The sequence below is a fragment of the Longimicrobiaceae bacterium genome, from assembly GCA_035696245.1.
In the GTDB taxonomy this organism is placed as follows: domain Bacteria; phylum Gemmatimonadota; class Gemmatimonadetes; order Longimicrobiales; family Longimicrobiaceae; genus DASRQW01.
The window spans coordinates 1-18,819 of record DASRQW010000239.1 but is presented as its reverse complement, the minus strand read 5'-3'; the positions used below and the strand labels follow the sequence as shown (position 1 = coordinate 18,819).

The window sequence follows — 18,819 nt, the reverse complement described above, 5'->3', positions numbered from 1 at the left end:
GACCGGCCGAGCACCGCCGACGTGCTGGCGGCGCTGGAGAGCGACGACCGGCTGGACGTGGTGGCCGGCGTGTGCGTGTCGCGGCTGGCGTTCGAGATGCCGGAGCTGCGCGCGTTCCTGTTCGAGGGGCGCGTGCGCGGGCTCAAGCTGTACCCCGGCTACGAGCCGTTCCACGTGCACGACACGCGGCTGGCGCCGGTGTACGCCCTGGCGGCGGAGTTCGGTGTGCCGGTCATGATCCACACCGGCGACACGTTCGAGCCAACCACCCGCGTCCGCTACGCCCATCCGCTGGACGTGGACGACGTGGCCGTGCTGCACCCCGAGGTGACCTTCGTGCTCTGCCACCTGGGCAACCCGTGGTTCACCGACGCCATGGAGGTCATCTACAAGAACCGCAACGTGATGGGCGACATCTCCGGCCTCACGCTGGGCGAGTTCGCGCCGCGCTTCCAGCGCTTCGCCACGGCCAAGATCAACGACGTCCTGGCGTACGTGAACGACCCGGCGAAGCTGATGTTCGGCACCGACTGGCCCATCTCGTCCATGCCCGGCTACATGGAGTTCGCCCGCGGGCTGGACGCGACCGAAGAGGAGATGGAGGCGCTGATGGGCGGCAACGCCGCGCGGCTCTTCGGGCTGGGCGGTGCCGTGGACGACGACCACGACTGACGAGGGCAGGGCGGATGCGGGAAGCTGAAGGGCAGGTGGTGGAGATCGGGGACGAGCGGGACCCGCTGGCCGAAGCGGCGCTGGAGCTGATCCGACACGCCATCGGCGACGTGCAGCCGGTGGACGACCTGCTGTCGGAGCTGGAGGAGCGGCGCCGCGGGCTCAAGTCCGGCGGCGAGCCGCACCTCTTCGCGCTGGTCGAAGATGGGGCGCCGGTGGCCGTGGCGGCGGGCGTGTACCTGGAGACGGTGAACGCCGGCTTCGTCACCTACCTCGCGGTGGACGAGCACACCCGCGGGCGCATGCTGGGCCGGCGCCTCCGCGCGCACCTGGTGGACGCGTTCCGGGCCGACGCGCAGTCCCGCGGCCGCGAGCTGGCGTGGACCGTGGGTGAGGTGCGGCGCGAGAGCCCGTGGCTGCGCTCCCTCGTCCGCCACGGCGAGGCCATCCCCTTCGGCTTCAGCTACTTCCATCCGTGGCAGCCGCAGCGCAGCGAGGGTCGCTACGTCCTGTACCGCGAGCCCGTGACGGACCACCGCGCCGAGCTTCCCGCGCAGGAGGTGCTCAGCCTGGTCTACGCGATCTGGCGCCGCGCCTACCGCATCCGCTTCCCCCTCCAGAGCGACACCTTCTGCTACATGCTCGACCAGCTCGAGACGCGCGTGATGATCGGCGTGGACGAGGCGTTCGCGTCGGAGATGGGCAAGCTGGAGGCGGATTGAACCGAAAGGGCGTCGCGTTTCCGATCCGGTAGTGGGTTGCACGCGACGTGGTCCTCGTCTCGAACGAGGAGATCTTCGACAGGTACGGCGTGACGCGCATCTGGTGAACCGGCGCGGTGGCGAACAATCGGAGCGGGGCGGCAGATGATCTGCCGCCCCGCCTTGTATTTCGCCGCCTACGCGGGGCGGCCGATCTGCACGCACGAACCCACTCGGACAAGGACCCATCATGGTCCGGCGATGAGCACTCCCGGCACAGCCGTCCACTAGCAGTCACCCATCCGTTTACAGCCGCCGTGTGTTCCGTAGCGGCACTTGCGCAATCCGGCGCAAAGGATAGAATTGATGCCGGTATGGCGGGAAACAGCCGGCTTCTCAGCCGGTCCCCGCGCGATCATCTGCCGACGGCGCACCGTTCCCTCCGCGCCACACCACGGCAGCGCCGCTCCGGCGGCTCCCCCACAGATGGTCCTCGAGGCATCCCCTCACCCGCGGAGCGCACCGTGCTCACCGCCGCCCCCGCAGCCCCCACGCAGGACCGCGTCGTCCCGTTCACCGCGGGCGACGGCATGCTGCTGAACCTCGTCCACGTCACGCGTCCCGGTTCGGCGCCCACGAAGGGCCCCGTCCTGCTCGTCCACGGTGCCGGCGTGCGCGCCAACATCTTCCGCGCCCCCGTGCAGACCAGCATCGTGGACCTGCTACTGGACGCGGGCTACGACGTGTGGATGGAGAACTGGCGCGCCAGCATAGACTTCGAGCCGAACCGGTGGACGCTGGACCAGGTGGCGGTGCACGACCACCCGTTCGCGGTCCGCAAGGTGGTGGAGGAGACGGGCGCCAGCGAGGTCAAGGCCGTCATCCACTGCCAGGGCTCCACCAGCTTCATGATGTCCGCCGTGGCGGGGCTGGTGCCGCAGGTGACGACCATCGTGAGCAACGCGGTGTCGCTGCATCCCGTCGTCCCGCCCGTCGCCGGGCTCAAGCACAAGGTGGCGGTGCCGGCCACGGCGATGCTCACGCAGTACCTCAATCCGCAGTGGGGCGTGAACCCCGGCAACTTCCTGCAGAAGGCGCTCACCGGGTTCGTGAAGGCCACACACCACGAGTGCGACAACATCGTCTGCCGCTGGGCGAGCTTCACCTATGGCGTGGGCTTCCCCACGCTGTGGCGCCACGAGAACCTGAACGACGCCACACACAACTGGCTTTCGGCGGAGTTCGGCGCGGTGCCGCTCACGTTCTTCGGCCAGATCGGCAAGTGCATCCGCGCGGGGCACCTCGTCTCCAACGGACGCACGCCGGGGCTGCCGGCGGACTTCACCGCCCAGGCGCCGAAGACGGACGCGCGCTTCTCGTTCTTCGCGGGCGAGCTGAACCGCTGCTTCACGGCCGAGAGCCAGCGCCGCACCCACGCCTGGTTCCGCGGCCACCGCCCGGACGGGCGCGACACGCTGCACGTGATCCCCGGCTATGCGCACCTGGACGTGTTCATGGGCAAGGACGCGGGGCGCGATGTGCTTCCGCTGATGATCGAGGAGCTGGACCGCCCCGCCTGACCCGCCGCGGCACCGGATACACGGGCCGCCCCGCATCTCCCCCTCACCCGCAGCAAAGGAGGCCGCCTTGGCCATTCCCCGCCGCATCCGCCGCATGGCCGGCCTCCACTCGCTGGTGGACGGCATCCCCTTCACGCTGCCGGTGGCGTCGCAGCGCAGCCCCGCGTTGATGGCGGCCTTCCCCATCAACGCCGACGCCGCGCAGAAGCTGATCCCCGGCAACGAGATCCACGTCCTGCGCCGCGGCCGCACCGGCTTCCTGCTGGTGACGGTGATCGACTACCGCGAGACCAACATCGGCAAGTACGTGGAGTACAGCGTGGGCATCGCCTGCACGCGCGGCTCGCGGCCCGTGCCGCTGCCGCTGGCGGGCATCTTCCGCAAGACGTTCGGCACCGGGCAGTACGTGTTCGACCTGCCGGTGTCGTCGCTCGTGTCGGTGAAGGGCGGGAAGGGGATCTGGGGGATGCCCAAGCACCAGGCCAACCTGGATTTCATCATCGGCGACGAGTGGGTCACGTCGCGGTACGACCTGGACGGCAAGATGGTGATGCGGGTGGAGGTGAAGAAGCCCGCGAAGGCGTGGCTGCCGATGAGCGCGGGCGCGGTGAACTGGTGCGCCTTCCGCGGCATGCTGATGAAGAGCGACATCTATTTCCGCGGCAAGCTGGGCTTCTCGATGTTCAAGAAGGACGACGCGCGCATCGTCCTGGGCGATCACCCGCGCGCGCAGGCGCTGCGCGACCTGGAGATCGGCGGCGCGCTGTTCGCCGGCTACTTCCCGGAGACGGCGGGCACGCTGGACGACCACATCGAGGCATGGTTCATCGGCTACGATCAGGCGCCCACGGTCGAGCCCGAGGGCCTGGAGAGCGTGGTGGACCTGCCGCAGAGCGAGGATTGGCTGGCGCCCCCCGGCAGCGAGGAGGCCGCCGCCCAGGCGCGCGAGCGCGAACGCGTGAACCTCGGCTCCGGCGCCTCCGTCGTCGGCGAGCCCGCCGCCGCATCCGCCGAGTAGCGGGGCATCGGCGGACGTGCGTCCGTCGAGCGATTCCCGACGGTCGCCCGCCGCCCCACGCGGACCTTTCATCCGGTAGAGGCCGGCCGGCGTGGCGGCCCGCGGCGGCCGCGACATCGTCTCGGATCCTGCACGGCATCGCGGCGGAGAGGCGGAGGCACACGCAGGTGCCCCCCTACCAGGCCGTGGCGCGCATCTCGGATTCACCGAACCAGCATCTCCGGCGATCTGCATCTCCCGCATCCGCTGACGGTTCGTCGTGGTGTCCGACGATCCGCATCTCCCATCTACTGAAACGCGCATGACCGAGCCACGGAAAGTCGCGGTGTCCGCCCTGGCCGGGGGCGCCGCTCCGCACGTGCCGCCGATGGCGCCGCCCACGGGCTACGACGGGCCCCGCCGCTCGCTGGTGCTGGCGGGCGGGGGCATCCGCCTGGCCTACCAGGCGGGCGTGCTGATCGCGCTGGAGGAGGAGGGGCTGTCGTTCGGCCACGTGGACGCCACGTCCGGCGGCGCGCTCAACGCGGCGATGCTGCTGAGCGGCCTGGGGCCGCGCGAGATGGCGGAGCGCTGGCGCACGCTGGACGTGTGCGACACCGTCTCGTTCATGCCGCCGGAGAGCTACCTGGACCCGCTCAAGGCGACGGCGATGGCGAGCGGCGCCGGCTTCACCAAGCGCGTCTTCCCGCACCTGGGCATCGACATCCCCAGGCTGCGCGCGGCGACGGGGGTGCAGGGCACCTTCAACGTGCTGGACTACGCGCGGAAGACGCCGGTGCCCATCCCCCACGAGCGGCTGGACACGGAGATGCTCGTGGCCGGCATGTCGCTGCCGTGGGTGATGCCGCCGGTGGAGCGCGACGGGCGCCTGTACCTGGACTGCGCCTTCGTGTGCGACGCCAACCCGCTGGAGGCGGTCCGCCGCGGCGCCGAGGAGCTGTGGATCGTGTGGGTGCTGGGCAACACCGGCGCCTATCTGGGCGGCATGCTCAACCTGTACGTGCAGATGCTGGAGATGTCCGCCAACGGCGCGCTGGCCCGCGACCTGGAGGCCATCGGCGAGCTGAACGAGCGCGTGGCCCGGGGCGAGGCGACGGGCGGCCGCAGCGAGCCGGTTCGCCTGCACCTGATCCGCCCGCAGCACCCGCTCCCGCTGGACAGTGAGCTGTACACCGGCCGCGTCACCTTCGGGCAGCTGGTGGACATGGGCTACGCCGACGCGCGCCGCTACCTGGCGGAGCGCACCCCGCAGGGCCTTCCCTTCACCCCCGAGACGCTCATGATGACCACGCCCACCTCGCCCGGCATCGCCTTCAACGAGGTCATGAAGGGCCCGTTCGTGCTCGGCGAGACCGACCCGCGCGCGGCCCGCGAGCGCGGCAAGCGCGAGGGCACCGAGCTGGCCATGCACGCCAGCGTGACGGTGCGCGACATGGACCGCTTCATCGCCGACCCGCAGCACCTGGGCTCGCTCACCGGCTCCATCGACTTCGGCCCGTTCGGCAGCGGCATTCCCGCGGGGCAGGGCGTCTTCAACCTCTTCTCGCCGGCCGACGACCCCAAGATGAAGCTGATGGTCTACGAGCTTCCCTTCTCCCACGGCGGCAAGAGCTACTACCTGGCGGGCCGGAAAGAGGTGAAGGACGATCCCGGCTTCGACCTGTGGAGCGACACCACCACGCTCTTCACCGTGCTGCACGAGGGCACCGACAAGACGGGGCCCATCGTGGGCGCGGGCGTGCTGAGCCTGGGGATGGCGGACTTCGCCAAGGTGATGGCGGGCGTGCGCGTGATCGACGCCGACAGCACGGTCGACATCCCCCGCACGCTGGCGAAGTTCGGGTCGTTCTTCGCCGGGGAGCTGTGGAACAGCTACGCCGGCAAGGCCAAGTGACCGGTCGGAGACGGAAACCCTCGACGGAGCGAAGCACCGCATGAGCGATTCGAACGGCGGCGCGCAGCCGCCCCACCCCCGCAAGATCGACGGCATCGAGAAGGTCGTCTCCTCGCCGCAGCCTGCGGCCGAGAAGAAGAGGTCCGGCATCCGCCCTCGGCCCAAGTCCGAGGCGGAGCTGGGGTGGACGCGCCAGAAGATGGTCCGGTGGATGGACCCCGGGCAGCTTTCCGACACGGCGGTGCGCGCGGTGCTATCGGACCTGTTCGGCTCGTACGCCGACAAGCGCGAGGTGCAGGCCGCGCTGCACGCGTCCGAGATCACCGACCAGGGGCCGGCGGACCCGGACCTCTTCTGCGACTTCAGCAACACCGCGCCGGGCGACCCGTTCTGGCTGGACTACGTGGCCGACCTGGGCGACGGCTTCGACAGCTCGTACACCCTGCCGTGGTTCCTGGGCGCCGCCGCCGTGCGACTGGAGGGCGAAGCCGAAGCAGGCGCGAAGGGCCGCGCCTCGCGTGCCGCCCCGGGGGCCGGCGACCTGCCGCGCGGCAGCATCCTGGTGATGGGCGGCGACCAGGTCTATCCGACGGCCTCGCGCCAGGAGTACGCCAACCGCCTGGCCGGCCCGTTCGAAGCCGCGCTGCCGGGGGTGGAGGACGAGGCGAAGGCGCCGCGCCTGTTCGCCGTGCCCGGCAACCACGACTGGTACGACGGCCTCACCGCCTTCTCGCGCCTGTTCGGGCAGGGACGGTGGATCGGCGGGTGGCGCACCGAGCAGAAGCGCTCGTACTTCGCGGCCAAGCTGCCCAAGGGCTGGTGGCTGCTGGGCATCGACGTGCAGCTCCACTCCGACATCGACAAGCCGCAGCTGGACTACTTCTGCCGCCTCGCGCAGGAGCACATGCAGGCGGGCGAGAAGGTGATCCTGTGCACGGCCGAGCCGGCGTGGGTCTACACCAAGAAGCACGCGGACGCGTTCGACAACCTGGCGTACTTCGAGAGCCAGATCCGCAAGATCAAGAACGTGGAGTTCGCGCTGACCCTCACCGGCGACCTGCACCACTACTCCCGCTACCAGAACGCACCGAAGGGCCGGGCCGCGCCGAAGCACAAGATCACCGCGGGCGGGGGCGGCGCGTACCTGCTGGGCACCGGCTGGCTGGACGAGGAGATCGTGCTGAAGAAGGAGCCGAACTCCGGCCACGCGCCCGGCGAGCGCGACGACTACGTGCTCACCGAGAGCTATCCGGACAAGAAGCAGTCGAAGATGCTGCGCCTGGGCGCGATCCGGCTTCCCTTCTTCAACCCGACCTTCGCCGCGTTCCTGGGCGGCGCCTACGCGGTGTTCGCGTGGATGCTCCAGGCCGCCAGCCTCACGCGCACGTACGAGTTGGACCAGAAGCTCAATCAGCTCAATGCACAGGACGGAGACCCCACGACCGTGCAGCTTCTAGGGACGCTGCAGAGCACGAGCGGTAACTTCGTGCAGAAGCTTGCGGACACCGAATTCTCGTGGCGCGGCTTCCTGGATCTGGGCGGCTACTTCGCCAACGTGGTGGCGCACGCCCCGGCGCTGGCGCTGCTCTCCGTGCTGTTCGTGGTGGGCACGTTCGTGTACTGCGACCCGGACCCGGGCACGCCCAAGTGGCTGAAGACGCCGCTCAAGTACGTGGTTGGGCCGGTGCACGGCGCGCTGCACCTGCTCGCCATCCTGCTGTTCATGTGGGGCTCCGCGCACGCCGCCACGGCGCTGGGCGTGCCGCCCGGAGGCACGCTCACGGCCGCCGTGCTGGTGGCGATGTTCGCGGTGGGCGGCGGGATCGCGGCCTCGCTCTTCTCGCTCTTCCTGCTGCCGGGCCTCAACTACAACGACGCCTTCTCGGCCCAGCACCTGGGCAGCTACAAGAACTTCCTGCGCATGCGCATAGACCGCGCGACGGGCGAGCTGACGGTGTACCCGTTCGGCATCGACCGCCAGGGGAAGTGGACGTTCGACGCCAAGCCGGACACGGACGCAACGCGCGCGCAGCCGTACTTCGTACCGGCGAGCGAGAGCGGCGAGCCGGTGGCGCACCTGCTGGAAGCCCCGTTCAGCATCGCGGCGCCCGCGCAGGCCGCCGCCGCGAAGGCCGCCGAGTCCGCATCGGCGCGGGCGGCGGAGCACGTCACCGTCGCCGACTGACCCATCCCATCCCCGGCCGGGCCCTCCGCACGTTTGCGCGGAGGCCGGTCCGGCGCCGACCCCGAACGTTTCCAGGAAGGACCGAGAGATGAGCAACGAGCACTTCGACGCGATCGTGGTGGGGTCCGGTTTCGGCGGGTCCACCATGGCGTACCGCATGGCCGAGGCGGGTTGGCGCGTGCTGCTGCTGGAGCGCGGCAAGCCCTTCCCCCCCGGCTCGTTCCCGCGCGACCCCGCCGGCATGAAGGGCAACTTCTGGGAGCCCAAGGACGGCCTGCACGGCATGTTCGACCTGTGGTCGTTCAAGCACCTGGACTCGCTGGTGTCGTCCGGCCTGGGCGGCGGGTCGCTCATCTACGCCAACGTGCTGCTGCGCAAGGACGAGAAGTGGTTCGTGCGCGACGAGCCGGGCAAGCCGGGGTGGGAATACTGGATGGTGAACCGCCAGGATCTGGACCCGCACTACGACCAGGTCGAGCGGATGATGCACGCGCAGGAGTACCCGCTGGGTTATGACCCGTACGACGGCACCATGAAGACCCTCGCCATGCGCGAGGCGGCCGAGGCGCTGGGGCTGGACTGGGACCTGGTGAACCTGGCGGTCACCTTCCGCAACGAGGGCGATCTCCCCATTCCCGGCGAGCCCATCCGCGAGGCGCACCGCAACCTGCACGACCGCACGCGCTACACCTGCCGCCTGTGCGGCGAGTGCGACGCGGGATGCAACTACGGCAGCAAGAACACGCTGGACTACACGTACCTGTCCGAGGCCAAGCGCCTGGGAGCGGAGATCCGCACGCTCGCCGAGGTGAAGGAGTTCTTCCCCAATGCCAGCGGCGGCGGCTACACCGTGCAGTACGTGGAGCACACGCTGGGCGAGGCGACTCCGAGCGGGGCCAAGCGCACGGTGGTGACGGCGGACGTCGTCGTCCTCGGCGCCGGCACGTACGGCAGCACCAACCTGATGATGCGCAACCGGGCGTTCTTCCCCGGCGTGAACCCGAAGGTGCTGGGCACGCACTACTGCGGCAACGGCGACCTGCTCACCTTCGCCATGAACGCGAAGCACACCGTGGGTGGCAAGAAGGTGCCGCGCGAGCTGAACGGCAGCTTCGGCCCCGTCATCACCAGCGCCATCCGCATGGGCGACGCGGCCGACGGCGCGCCGCACACCGGCCGCGGCTTCTACATCGAGGACGCAGGCTACCCCGGTTTCGCGAACTGGCTGCTGGAGACGGGCAACCGCGCGGGCCTGGTGAAGCGCGGCCTGCACTTCGGGCTGGCGCGGCTGAAGAGTGCGCTGGGCATCGGGCACTCCACGAACATCGGCAAGCAGGTGGCGGACCTGCTGGGTGCCTGCACCCTCTCCACCAGCAGCGTGCCGATGCTGGGGATGGGGCGCGACCTGCCCGACGGGAAGCTCTTCCTGGACGGCGAGTGCCTGGAGAGCGACTGGAAGATCGGCGGCTCGGACGAGTACTTCGGGCGGATGCAGAAGACGATGAAGGCCATCGCCAAGCACCTCGACGCCGACTTCGTGGATAACCCCATCTGGTACCTGGGCAAGCGCGTGATCACCGTGCACCCGCTGGGCGGCAACCCCATGGGCCGCAACGCCGAAGAGGGCGTGGTGGACGAGTGGGGCGAGGTGTACAACCACCCCGGCCTGTACGTGGCCGACGGCTCCGTGATGCCCGGCCCGGTGGGCGCCAACCCGTCGCTCACCATCGCCGCGATGGCGAACCGCTTCGCCGACCGGCTGATCGAGAAGCGCGGACGCAAGGTCCCCGCGCTCAAGGTGTTCGACGCGGACGTCCCGGCCAAGCAGCCGACGGCGTAAGCAATTCGGTTGATGTACGAAGCGCCCGCTGCGGATTCCGCGGCGGGCGCTTCGTCTTTTGGCGGATGTGCGGCGTTGCGTGCACGACGGGGCGATGGCGATGGGACGGTATGGCTCGGTCCTGATCGGGAGACACGGTGCCGCAGTGTGACGGTGCCCCGCCGCTCACCGAGCGGCGGGGCACCATCGTCCCTCCATCTACAGTCTTTCGATCGACCTCATCTTCATCTCGCCAGGAGACGGCGGTCAGCAGGGGTTGGTGATGAAGATCGTGTAGCTGCCCGTGGTCTGGCGCGCGGTGGCGTCGGTGACGCGGACCTCCAGGTAGTTCGTGTTCAGCCCGCACGAGTTGATCGACGCGTACGTGCTGTTCGTGCTTCCCGTGCTGAACCATCCCGACCACGTGCCCGAGGTGGACGGGCCGCTCTGCCGCGAGCGCCACTCGTACGTGAACGGCCCGGTGCCGCCCGCCACGCCGGCCGTGTAGAGCGACGACTCGTGCAGCGCCACGTTCTGCTTGCCGGAGATGCTGGCCGAGAACGGGCGCGGGTACATCCAGTCCACCGTCTGCCGGTCGATGGCGCTCATCCCGTTGCGCTGCCCCATCATCCCCGCCAGCCCGCGCAGCGAGGTGATGGTCGCCTGTCCGTTCGAGGAGAAGTCGAACGGCCCGTAGTGCATGATGGAGCCCTCGTCGTACGCGAACACGTCCACCGCGTTGGTGCAGTAGTTGTCGAAGTTGTGCTCGCGGCCCGCCTGGATGTTACCGAAGTTGATCTGCACGAAGGTGTTGCGGTCGCACCGGCTCTGCTCGTGCCACATGCCGGTGATGTGAAGCAGCTCGTGGATGGTGGCGCCCGTGGTGCAGCCCGCCGCCAGGTTCACCGTCTCGATTCCGCCCACGTGCCCCACCGGCGCCGAGCACGCGTCTGGCGACGAGACGATGCGCACGTAGTCGCCTTGCGTGGTGCGCGGCACGAAGTCCACGATGTCGGTGTTGGCCTCGATGTGCGCGATCGCGTCGTTCACGCGCGCCTGGTTCGGGAGCCCCGCGTCGATCACGAACGGGATGATGCCGCCGGGCCAGCGGCTGCCCGCCGTGTTGATGACCACGCCGCGCCGCGCACCACCCGCCGGCGTCAGCTCATCCGCCGTCTTCGCGATGCCGGATGCCGGACCGAGGATCATGTCTCCCTGCCACACCGCCAGCCCGTCGTGCACCTCGTACGTGATCTTCATCGGCCGTCCGTCCGGCCCGGAGATGTAGCCCGTGCGAACCTCTCCGGGCGTCGCGTAGCCCTCGGACGGATGGTTCCTGGCCAGAGCCGGAGTCTGGACGGACGCCGGTGCGGTGCTGTTGTCCTGGCAGGCGCCCAGCAGCGCGAACGCGGCGAGCAGGGCGGTGGAGCGGATGCGGTTCACAGCGGGCCTCCAGAGTTTCGGAAGGATGGGGCGCGGAAGGTGATCCGCACATTTTCCGCAGAATAATACATCATGTGTTCTCACGAGGTCAACTTCGGAGCGGCGAAAACACTGCCCTCGGTCGCCGTCACGACAGGCGAGACGAACGCACGATGCCCCGCGGCTTGGCGGGAGCGGCGGGGCATCGTGCGCTCGGTGTGAGAGTACGGTTACGGGAGGGGCCCGAAGTACATCAAGCTGCCGCCCTTGATCTTGCCGATGAGCTTGCCCACCTGGTCGTTCGGCACGGCGGGGCAGCCGTTGCTGCGGCCCTGGATGACGTCCCGGTCGGTGACGTACGAGGCGCCGTGCACCACTACCGCCCGCGTCCGCAGGTTGGAGTTGGTGGGCGACAGCCCGTCCAGACGCAGCGACAGGCCGTGCTTGCCCTCGTAGGTCTCAGCCGTGCGCACGAAGCCCACTGAGCTCATGTTGCTGCCGGGCACGTTCCCCAGGTGGTGCGCGATGCCGTCGTGGTCCGGCTCCGAGCCCTTGCCGTTCGCCATGTGAAGTGACCACACCTCGCCGCTCGCCAGGTCGATCACGTGGAAGCGCCCTTTGCTGGACGGGAGCGAGTAGTCCAACACAGAGATGACGGCCTGGTTGGCGAACTTGGCCCGGTGTGTCCGGAAGAATTCCACCGCCTGCGCAAGCAGCTTGGGTGCGACGACGCCCTTGGGATCAAGGTGCGTGAGGGGGTCGCCCGCGTCGCCGCCCGTGAACCCGGTGATGCCCAGCGCGCCCGCAGGGAAATCGCGATTCACCTCGTCGCCGGCAGTTGCCACGCTGCCCGCATGCTCGTCTTCGATGCCCTCGGAGTGGTCGTCGGGATCGGAGAGCCGCTCGTACCCATCGAATTCGTTCGCCATGCAGACCTCGTGGTTGGGAGGAGGAGGAAGGACGATCCGCATCGCAGCGCCTGTCCCGCGGCTGGAGTGACCGCGTCCGCCGGCGAAGATGTGGATCCACGAAACCGATGCGCGCCGCGCATCGACCGGCGAGCGGATCCGCACGGCCTCTCGGAAGATGTGTCACGACGCCGACTCCACACCACTCCCAATCCGCCAATCATCGGAAGCGCGCTGCGGTGCGGACACTGGCGATCCGGCGCCAGCGTCCCAGCGGCGAGTCCGATGCCGGACGTCATCTCCCGCTCGTCACGCCGCGGATTGTACGATGCGAGGCGTGCTGGGTATGAAGCTGGGTGCCACTGGTCCGTTCGGCGGGTTGTGTCTACGTTTCGGGCACACCCCACATCTAACCCGGCACCCGTGGACCCCATGCTGAATGCGCTTCCGGCCAGCTCCGAGCCCGTGGACCTGCGGCTGCTGGAGCGGCTGGTGGACGAGGTGGAGACCGTGTTCCGCGGCAAGCGCGAGACGGTGCGCCTGGCGCTCGCCTCGCTGCTGGCGCGCGGGCACGTGCTGTTCGAGGACATCCCCGGCGTGGGCAAGACCACGCTGGCGCGCGCGCTCACGGCCGCGCTGGGGCTGGAGTTCCGCCGCATCCAGTTCACCAGCGACCTGCTGCCCAGCGACGTGCTGGGCGTGTCGATCTACAACCCGCGCGCCCACGAGTTCGAGACGCGCCCGGGCCCCATCTTCACGAACGTCGTGCTGGCGGACGAGATCAACCGCGCCCCTCCGCGCACGCAGAGCGGCCTGCTGGAGGCCATGCAGGAAGGCCGCGTGACCATCGACGAGCGCACCTTCGACCTGCCGCGCCCGTTCCTGGTGATGGCCACGCAGAACCCGCTCGAGCAGCACGGCACCTACCCGCTGCCCGAGAGCCAGCTCGACCGCTTCATGATGCGCTTGAGCATCGGCTACCCGAACGCGGACGAGGAGCGCAACGTGCTGCTCCAGTCCACCGGCGGCGCCGACCCCACGGACCGCATCCGGCCGGTGCTGGGGCCGGACGAGGTGCTGGGCCTCCAGGAGCAGGTCGACACGGTTCACGCCGACGGGTCGATCCTGGACTACCTGATGGCGATCGTCCACGCCACGCGACACGAGCCGCGCCTGCGCGCGGGGGCCAGCACCCGCGCCGCGATCGCGCTCTTCCGCGCCGCTCGCGGCTACGCGCTCGTGGACGGGCGCACCTTCCTCGCGCCCGACGACGTGAAGCGCCTCGCCGTCCCCTGTCTCGCCCACCGCCTCCTCCCCGCCGGCGCCTCCGCCGCCACCGGCGAGGCCTACGATGAAGCCGTCGCCGTGCTGGACGAGATCGTGACGGGCATCGCGGTGCCGGTGTGAAGGGCTGCCCCCTCCCCCAGCCCCTCCCCCAAAACTGCCTGGGGGAGGGGAGCTTGGTTCGTGCTGGCTGGAAGGGTGTGCGCGATTTCGCTCGTGGGTCACGGCAGGCGAGGGCTGGTCTCGGCTGCCGCGGGGGAACTGATTCGAGGCTCGGGACTTTCGGGCGTGCGTAGCTTCCCGACTCGACTCGGCTCGGCTCGGCTCGGCTCGGTTCGGTTCGGTTCGGTTCGGTTCGGTTCGGCTTGAGGGTCAGGTAGTCACGGCTGGTCCTTAAGTGTCTGTCTCTAAATAACTTGATTCGCGACCGGCCTCCCGCCCACCCCAAACAGGCTCCCCTCCCCCAGGCAGTTTTGGGGGAGGGGCTGGGGGAGGGGGCCTCGCCGTCACCCACCATCTTCCTCCACGCGTACAACCGCCTCGTGCCGCTGCCGACCGCTCCCTCTCCCGCTCCGATCACCTTCCGCGCCCGCGTGCGCCGGCTGCTGCGTCCGCCGCGGCGGCTGCGGTTCGCGCGGTCGGGGGCGATGTTCACGGGCGGGGCGCTGCTGCTGGGCGTGGCGGCCATCGCCACGGGAAACAACCTGCTCTTCCTGCTGCTGGGCGCCATGCTGGGCTTCATCACGCTGAGCGGCTGGCTGAGCGAGCAGATGATCCGGTCGGTCGACGTGACGCGGAGGCCGCCGCGCGCCGCCACCGCCGGCGACCCCGCGCGCATCGGCTACGACCTGCACAACCGGAAGCGGAGGATGCCGTCGTTCGCGGTGGAGGTGGGCGAGGAGGGGATGCCTGGCCGCGCGTGGCTGCCCGTCGTCGCCGCGGACGCGGTGGCGACGGGGCGTGCGGAGGCGCAGTGGACCAAGCGGGGCGTCTATCCGCTGCGGACGGTGGTGATGGCGACGTCGTTCCCGTTCGGCCTCTTCCGCAAGGAGCGCGATCTGGAGATCGCGGGCGAGGTCGTCGTCTGGCCGCGCCACGACCGTCCCGTGCGCGAGCCGCGGCCGTCCGGTGAGCGCGTGCGGCGGGCGGGGGAGACGTTCTCCGGCGCGGCGGGAGCGCGCGGCGAGTACCGCGGGCTGCGGCCGTACCGGCCCGGCGACGACCCGCGCGACGTGCACTGGCGCACCAGCGCGCGCTTGGGCGAGCCCGTGGTGCGCGAGTACGAGCGGGACCGCTCGCAGGCGCTGTGGATCTGCCTGGAGCTGCGCGCTGCCGACGAGGACGCGGCCGAGACGGCGGCGGAGATCGCGGGCTCTCTCGCATCCGCCGCCATGCGTCGGGGGGAGGCGTTCGGCTTCGCCACGGCCGAGGCGCGCGTGGCGCCGGGCGCCGGGCCCGTGCAGCTGGAGCGCGTGCTGGAGGCGCTGGCCCGCGCCCGCTTCCGCGCTTCCGCGCCGCGCCTGGACCCGCCCGTCCCCGCGCGCGAGTGCGTGCTCGTGACCCCGCTCGCCGCGGCGGAGCCCGGGTGGGGCGACGTGTTCACGGCGGAGAGGGGCGGGCGATGAGGCTCGCCCTGCTGCACCGCCGCCTGTGCGCCGGGATGGCCCTGGCCGCGCTGGGCGCCTTCGCGGCCGGCGCCGGGCCGCTGCCGATGGTGCTGGCGTCCACCGCGGGGCTGGGGCTCGCGCTCTTCTGGCACCCGGACGCCCGCGGGAGCGTGTGGGTGGAGCGGGCGTCGCGGCTGGGCGTGCTGGCGCTGTGCGCGTGGATGCTGTACGTGGCCTTCGTGCTGGTCGCGGACTTCATGCCCGCCGTGCTGGCCATGCTGCTCTTCCTGCTGGTGGCCGAGAGCCTGCGCTCGCTGGACGCGCGCAACGACATGCGGCTCTACTCGCTCTCGTTCGCGCTGCTGATCGCGGCCACCGCGTACTACCCCGGCGTGGGCTTCGCCGGGGCCTTCGTCGCGTACGTCGTCCTCGCCACGGTGGGGATGATGGTGGGTTACCTGCGCCGCCAGGCCGAGCGCTTCCACGTGGCCGACATCCGCGTGGGCCGGCCGTTCCTGGCGGCTACGGTCGCGCTCTCCGGTGTCACGGTGCTCGTGAGCGTCGTCCTCTTCGTCATCTTCCCGCGCCTGCCGCGGCAGTGGAACGTGCACGGCCGTGCGGGTGCCGGCGGCGAGGTGATGGCGGGCTTCGGCGACGAGGTGTCCATCGGCGAGTACGGCGACCGCATCTCGCCCAACCCGACGGTCGCCTTCCGCGCGGAGATGGCGGACGGGCGGCATCCTCCCATATCCGAGCTGTACTGGCGCGGGCGCTCGTTCGACCGGTTCGACGGGACGCGCTGGTCCAGCACGCCGGGCCTGCCGCAGTCCACCCCCGCGGGCTGGGAGTACCGCGCCGTGTGGGGCGGGCCGCCGCGCGTGCAGCGCATCTACGGCGGTCCGCCGGGCGCGCGGGTGCTCTTCGGGCTGCATCCGGTGGTGGAGGTGCGTCCGCGCTCCGCCATCCGCACGCTCCGCGACGGGGCGGGCGACGTGGTCTTCTTCGGCAGCGACGAGCCGGTCTACTCCGTGGTCTCCGCCGCCGCGCGGCCGCCGGACGCGATGCTCGCCGCCTCGTCGGACGCGGCGCCGCCGGAGGGCACGCCGTACCTCCAGCTCCCGCCGCTGCCGGCGCGCATCTCCCGCCTGGCGGACTCGCTCACGGCGGGGCAGGCGACGCGGCTGGCGAAGGTGCAGGCGGTGCAGCGCTGGCTGATGTCCGCCTTCACCTACACGCTCGACCTGCCGGCGAACCCGGAAGCTGCGACGCTGGACGCCTTCCTCTTCCGCCGCCGCAGCGGGCATTGCGAGTACTTCTCGTCCGCGCTCACGGTCCTGCTGCGCGAGGAGGGGATCCCCGCGCGGAGCGTGACCGGCTTCCTGGGCGGTGAGTGGAACCCGAACGGCGACTACCTGGTGGTCACCGGCAACGACGCGCACGCGTGGACCGAGGTCTGGTTCCCGGACGTGGGATGGGTGCCGTTCGACGCGACGCCGCAGGCCAGCCGCAGCGAGGCGCTGCGCCGCCACGGCAGCGATGCGTGGGCGGCGCCCGCGCGGTTCTGGCTGGACGGGCTGGAGCACCGCTGGACCAAGTGGGTGCTGGACTACAACCTGGACCGGCAGCTCGGACTTCTGCGCGACGCGGGCGACTTCTTCTCCGGAAGCCGCAACGCCGGGCCGCGGCGCACCGGCAAGCTTCCGCGCCCGTCGCTGCCCGTGGTGCTGGGGGTGTGTGTCGCGCTGGCCGCCATCTTCTGGCTGCTCCGCCGCCGCCCCCGCGCGCACCTCACGCCCGAGGCGCGCACGTACGTGGCCCTGCGCCGCGCGTACGAGCGGGCGGGCTACCCGTGCCCGCCCGGCGAGACCCCGCTCGCCTTCGCCGAACGCCTCCGCGCCGCCAACGCGCCGGGCGCGGAAGATGCCGCCCGCCTCATCGACCTCTACCTCCGCGCCCGCTTCGCAGGCCAGCAGATCGGGGATGCAGGGAGGGCCGAGATGGAGGCGGCGATGTCGGCCGTGCGGGCGGAACTGCGTGCGTCGCGGCGCGATCCGCGGCTGGTGGCGCGGTAGGCGCCGCTTGGACCCGGCGGACGCCTCGTGTACTTTGGAGGATGCGGTCCCATCCAACCCGGAGATTTCAATGAGCCAGCGAACGGTCATCCACAGCGACCCCGGGATCCTTGCCGGGATGCCGGTGTTCGTCGGCACGCGGGTGCCCGTGAAGAACCTCATCGACTACCTGGAAGCCGGGCATCCGCTGGACGAGTTCCTGGACGACTTCCCGAGCGTGACGCACGAGCAGGCGATCGCCGCCCTCGAAGGTGAAGGAGGCGCTGATCTGGTGTACCGTTGTATTCAACCGTAGGGGTCATATCTCCGCTGTAGCTCGTAATCGACTACCTCGAGAGGTGGGTGGCAATGACAGATCACTCAAATTCAGAACCGCCGCAGTTCGACTTTCAAGGCGAGATACGGGAGTCCGACCTCTTCGCCCGGGAATTTCCAGCGATACTCGAAGGTCCTTCAGAGATCTGGCTGTTCACCAAGTCGGTAATTGACCATGGGAGTCATATCTTAGAAACGCTGCCACTTCGCTCTACACGCGCGCTTCGCGACTCGGTATCTTCGGCATTGTTGCGGAGAGCACTGGTTACAGCGGAAAGCGTCCGGCATCTGTTTGCGAAAGGCCTGCAAGAATCGGGATTCTCTCTCGTTCGGATTTTGCTGGAGATACGTGTAACTCTCCAACTGGTTACGGGTGATTCAAAAGACATAATGGCCTCGCGGTTGGCGGCATTTCATTATTTGGCTGCTCAACGATATGGGACCAGTGTTTTGAAAGATGATACCAGTCGAGTTCGTTTACAATCTTCACCGGAGTGGTTTGGGTACACGAAAAGCCAGACCAAGGCATTCAAGGAGTACTTCTCATCACCAGGATTTGACGAGGTGCGGGAAGCTGTGAAGACAAGCCAGCACTGGCATGGATTTCCCAACGTTGAGGATGCATTTGCTGCGGTGGGCGCACAGGATGACTATCGACGTATGTATGCGCTTTTATCCCCCTTCGTTCACGTTACCAATTTAGATTTTGATTTCCTTGACATCAGGAACGGTAATCTAATCCTGAAACCTCTGACCCAACGCGAACCGTCCCGCCTACTGCCACAGTTGGCAACGATGGTTATCACCCTTCTCGAAGTCTTGGAATTGTATGTTCATGATCGGGATTATGAGAACTATCCTGCAAATGTCCGTACCACTGGAGCCGACGGTAGTGTTGAGGATGTACATCCACTATCAGTGCTTCAGTATCGTGCGACCAAGATGTTCAATCCATGGCTCGTTCTGGGTCCCACAACCTCTTAGGATAGCGCCGGTGCCAAGTCTTTGCTTGGTGGTGTAGGGTAAACGTTATATGGCACCGATTAATGACTGCTCCATCACCCAATTTTCCCCCGCAGCAGGCGTGGTGAGTACCGGTTGTATGTATCCGAGAGCTCTGCGGGATTGGGTTGGTAGCGCATCACCGCCGCTTCTTACATACTTCAGGGCGTACGCGGTGTGCACGATCCTCGCATTGTGCTGGCGGGCGTGGGGCGGAGGGCGCGCAGCGCGGCTCCGAGAAGCCCGAGAGCGGGCGAACGAACCGGGAGATGCGGCATGGAGCAGAAGAGGTACGAGGTAGAGGTCGTCTACCGGCAGAGTGTGGTGTACGTGGTGGAGG

14 protein-coding genes are annotated in these 18,819 nt (G+C 69.2%); 12 read left to right on the top strand and 2 right to left on the bottom strand.

Annotated elements, in window-relative coordinates:
* From VFE05_11475 to VFE05_11445, 7 genes are all read left to right on the top strand, one after another.
* Positions 1–672: amidohydrolase family protein (locus VFE05_11475; protein HET6230680.1), on the top strand; the 672-nt coding region annotated here is incomplete at its 5' end.
* Positions 673–686: 14 nt separating this feature from the next.
* A complete protein-coding gene (locus VFE05_11470; protein ID HET6230679.1) occupies positions 687–1,394 on the top strand; it encodes a GNAT family N-acetyltransferase in 708 nt (235 codons plus the stop codon).
* A 503-nt stretch (positions 1,395–1,897) separates the two neighbouring features.
* A complete protein-coding gene (locus tag VFE05_11465; protein ID HET6230678.1) occupies positions 1,898–2,953 on the top strand; it encodes a hypothetical protein in 1,056 nt (351 codons plus the stop codon).
* A 67-nt stretch (positions 2,954–3,020) separates the two neighbouring features.
* A complete protein-coding gene (locus VFE05_11460; protein ID HET6230677.1) occupies positions 3,021–3,971 on the top strand; it encodes an acetoacetate decarboxylase family protein in 951 nt (316 codons plus the stop codon).
* 325 nt (positions 3,972–4,296) lie between these two features.
* Positions 4,297–5,865, top strand: a complete 1,569-nt coding sequence (locus VFE05_11455; protein ID HET6230676.1) for a patatin-like phospholipase family protein — start codon at positions 4,297–4,299, stop codon at positions 5,863–5,865.
* Positions 5,866–5,905: 40 nt separating this feature from the next.
* Positions 5,906–8,050, top strand: a complete 2,145-nt coding sequence (locus VFE05_11450) for a hypothetical protein (GenBank protein HET6230675.1) — start codon at positions 5,906–5,908, stop codon at positions 8,048–8,050.
* Between the two features lie 88 nt (positions 8,051–8,138).
* Positions 8,139–9,890: a GMC family oxidoreductase gene (locus VFE05_11445; GenBank protein ID HET6230674.1), complete on the top strand. Its 1,752-nt coding sequence runs from the start codon at positions 8,139–8,141 to the stop codon at positions 9,888–9,890.
* Between the two features lie 246 nt (positions 9,891–10,136).
* On the opposite strand, the gene VFE05_11440 is transcribed toward VFE05_11445, so the two are convergent.
* On the bottom strand, positions 10,137–11,312 hold the full coding sequence (locus VFE05_11440; protein HET6230673.1) for a M12 family metallopeptidase: 1,176 nt from the start codon (positions 11,310–11,312) through the stop codon (positions 10,137–10,139).
* A 209-nt stretch (positions 11,313–11,521) separates the two neighbouring features.
* Entirely contained in the window at positions 11,522–12,220 is a 699-nt protein-coding gene (locus tag VFE05_11435; GenBank protein HET6230672.1) for a murein L,D-transpeptidase catalytic domain family protein, read from the bottom strand.
* A 411-nt stretch (positions 12,221–12,631) separates the two neighbouring features.
* Between VFE05_11435 and VFE05_11430 the strand changes: the two genes are divergently transcribed.
* The 5 genes from VFE05_11430 to VFE05_11410 all read left to right on the top strand — a co-directional run bounded on the left by VFE05_11430 (position 12,632) and on the right by VFE05_11410 (position 18,461).
* Positions 12,632–13,606, top strand: coding sequence for a MoxR family ATPase (locus tag VFE05_11430; protein ID HET6230671.1), 975 nt, complete (start codon positions 12,632–12,634; stop codon positions 13,604–13,606).
* Positions 13,607–13,956: 350 nt separating this feature from the next.
* Positions 13,957–15,108, top strand: coding sequence for a DUF58 domain-containing protein (locus VFE05_11425; protein ID HET6230670.1), 1,152 nt, complete (start codon positions 13,957–13,959; stop codon positions 15,106–15,108).
* On the top strand, positions 15,105–17,162 hold the full coding sequence (locus tag VFE05_11420; protein ID HET6230669.1) for a transglutaminaseTgpA domain-containing protein: 2,058 nt from the start codon (positions 15,105–15,107) through the stop codon (positions 17,160–17,162). The genes VFE05_11425 and VFE05_11420 overlap by 4 nt, the downstream gene beginning before the upstream one ends.
* A 70-nt stretch (positions 17,163–17,232) precedes the next feature.
* On the top strand, positions 17,233–17,457 hold the full coding sequence (locus VFE05_11415) for a DUF433 domain-containing protein (GenBank protein ID HET6230668.1): 225 nt from the start codon (positions 17,233–17,235) through the stop codon (positions 17,455–17,457).
* 53 nt (positions 17,458–17,510) lie between these two features.
* Positions 17,511–18,461 (top strand): DUF5677 domain-containing protein, encoded by a 951-nt coding sequence (locus tag VFE05_11410; GenBank protein HET6230667.1) that lies wholly within the window; start codon positions 17,511–17,513, stop codon positions 18,459–18,461.
* Positions 18,462–18,819 lie beyond the last annotated feature (358 nt).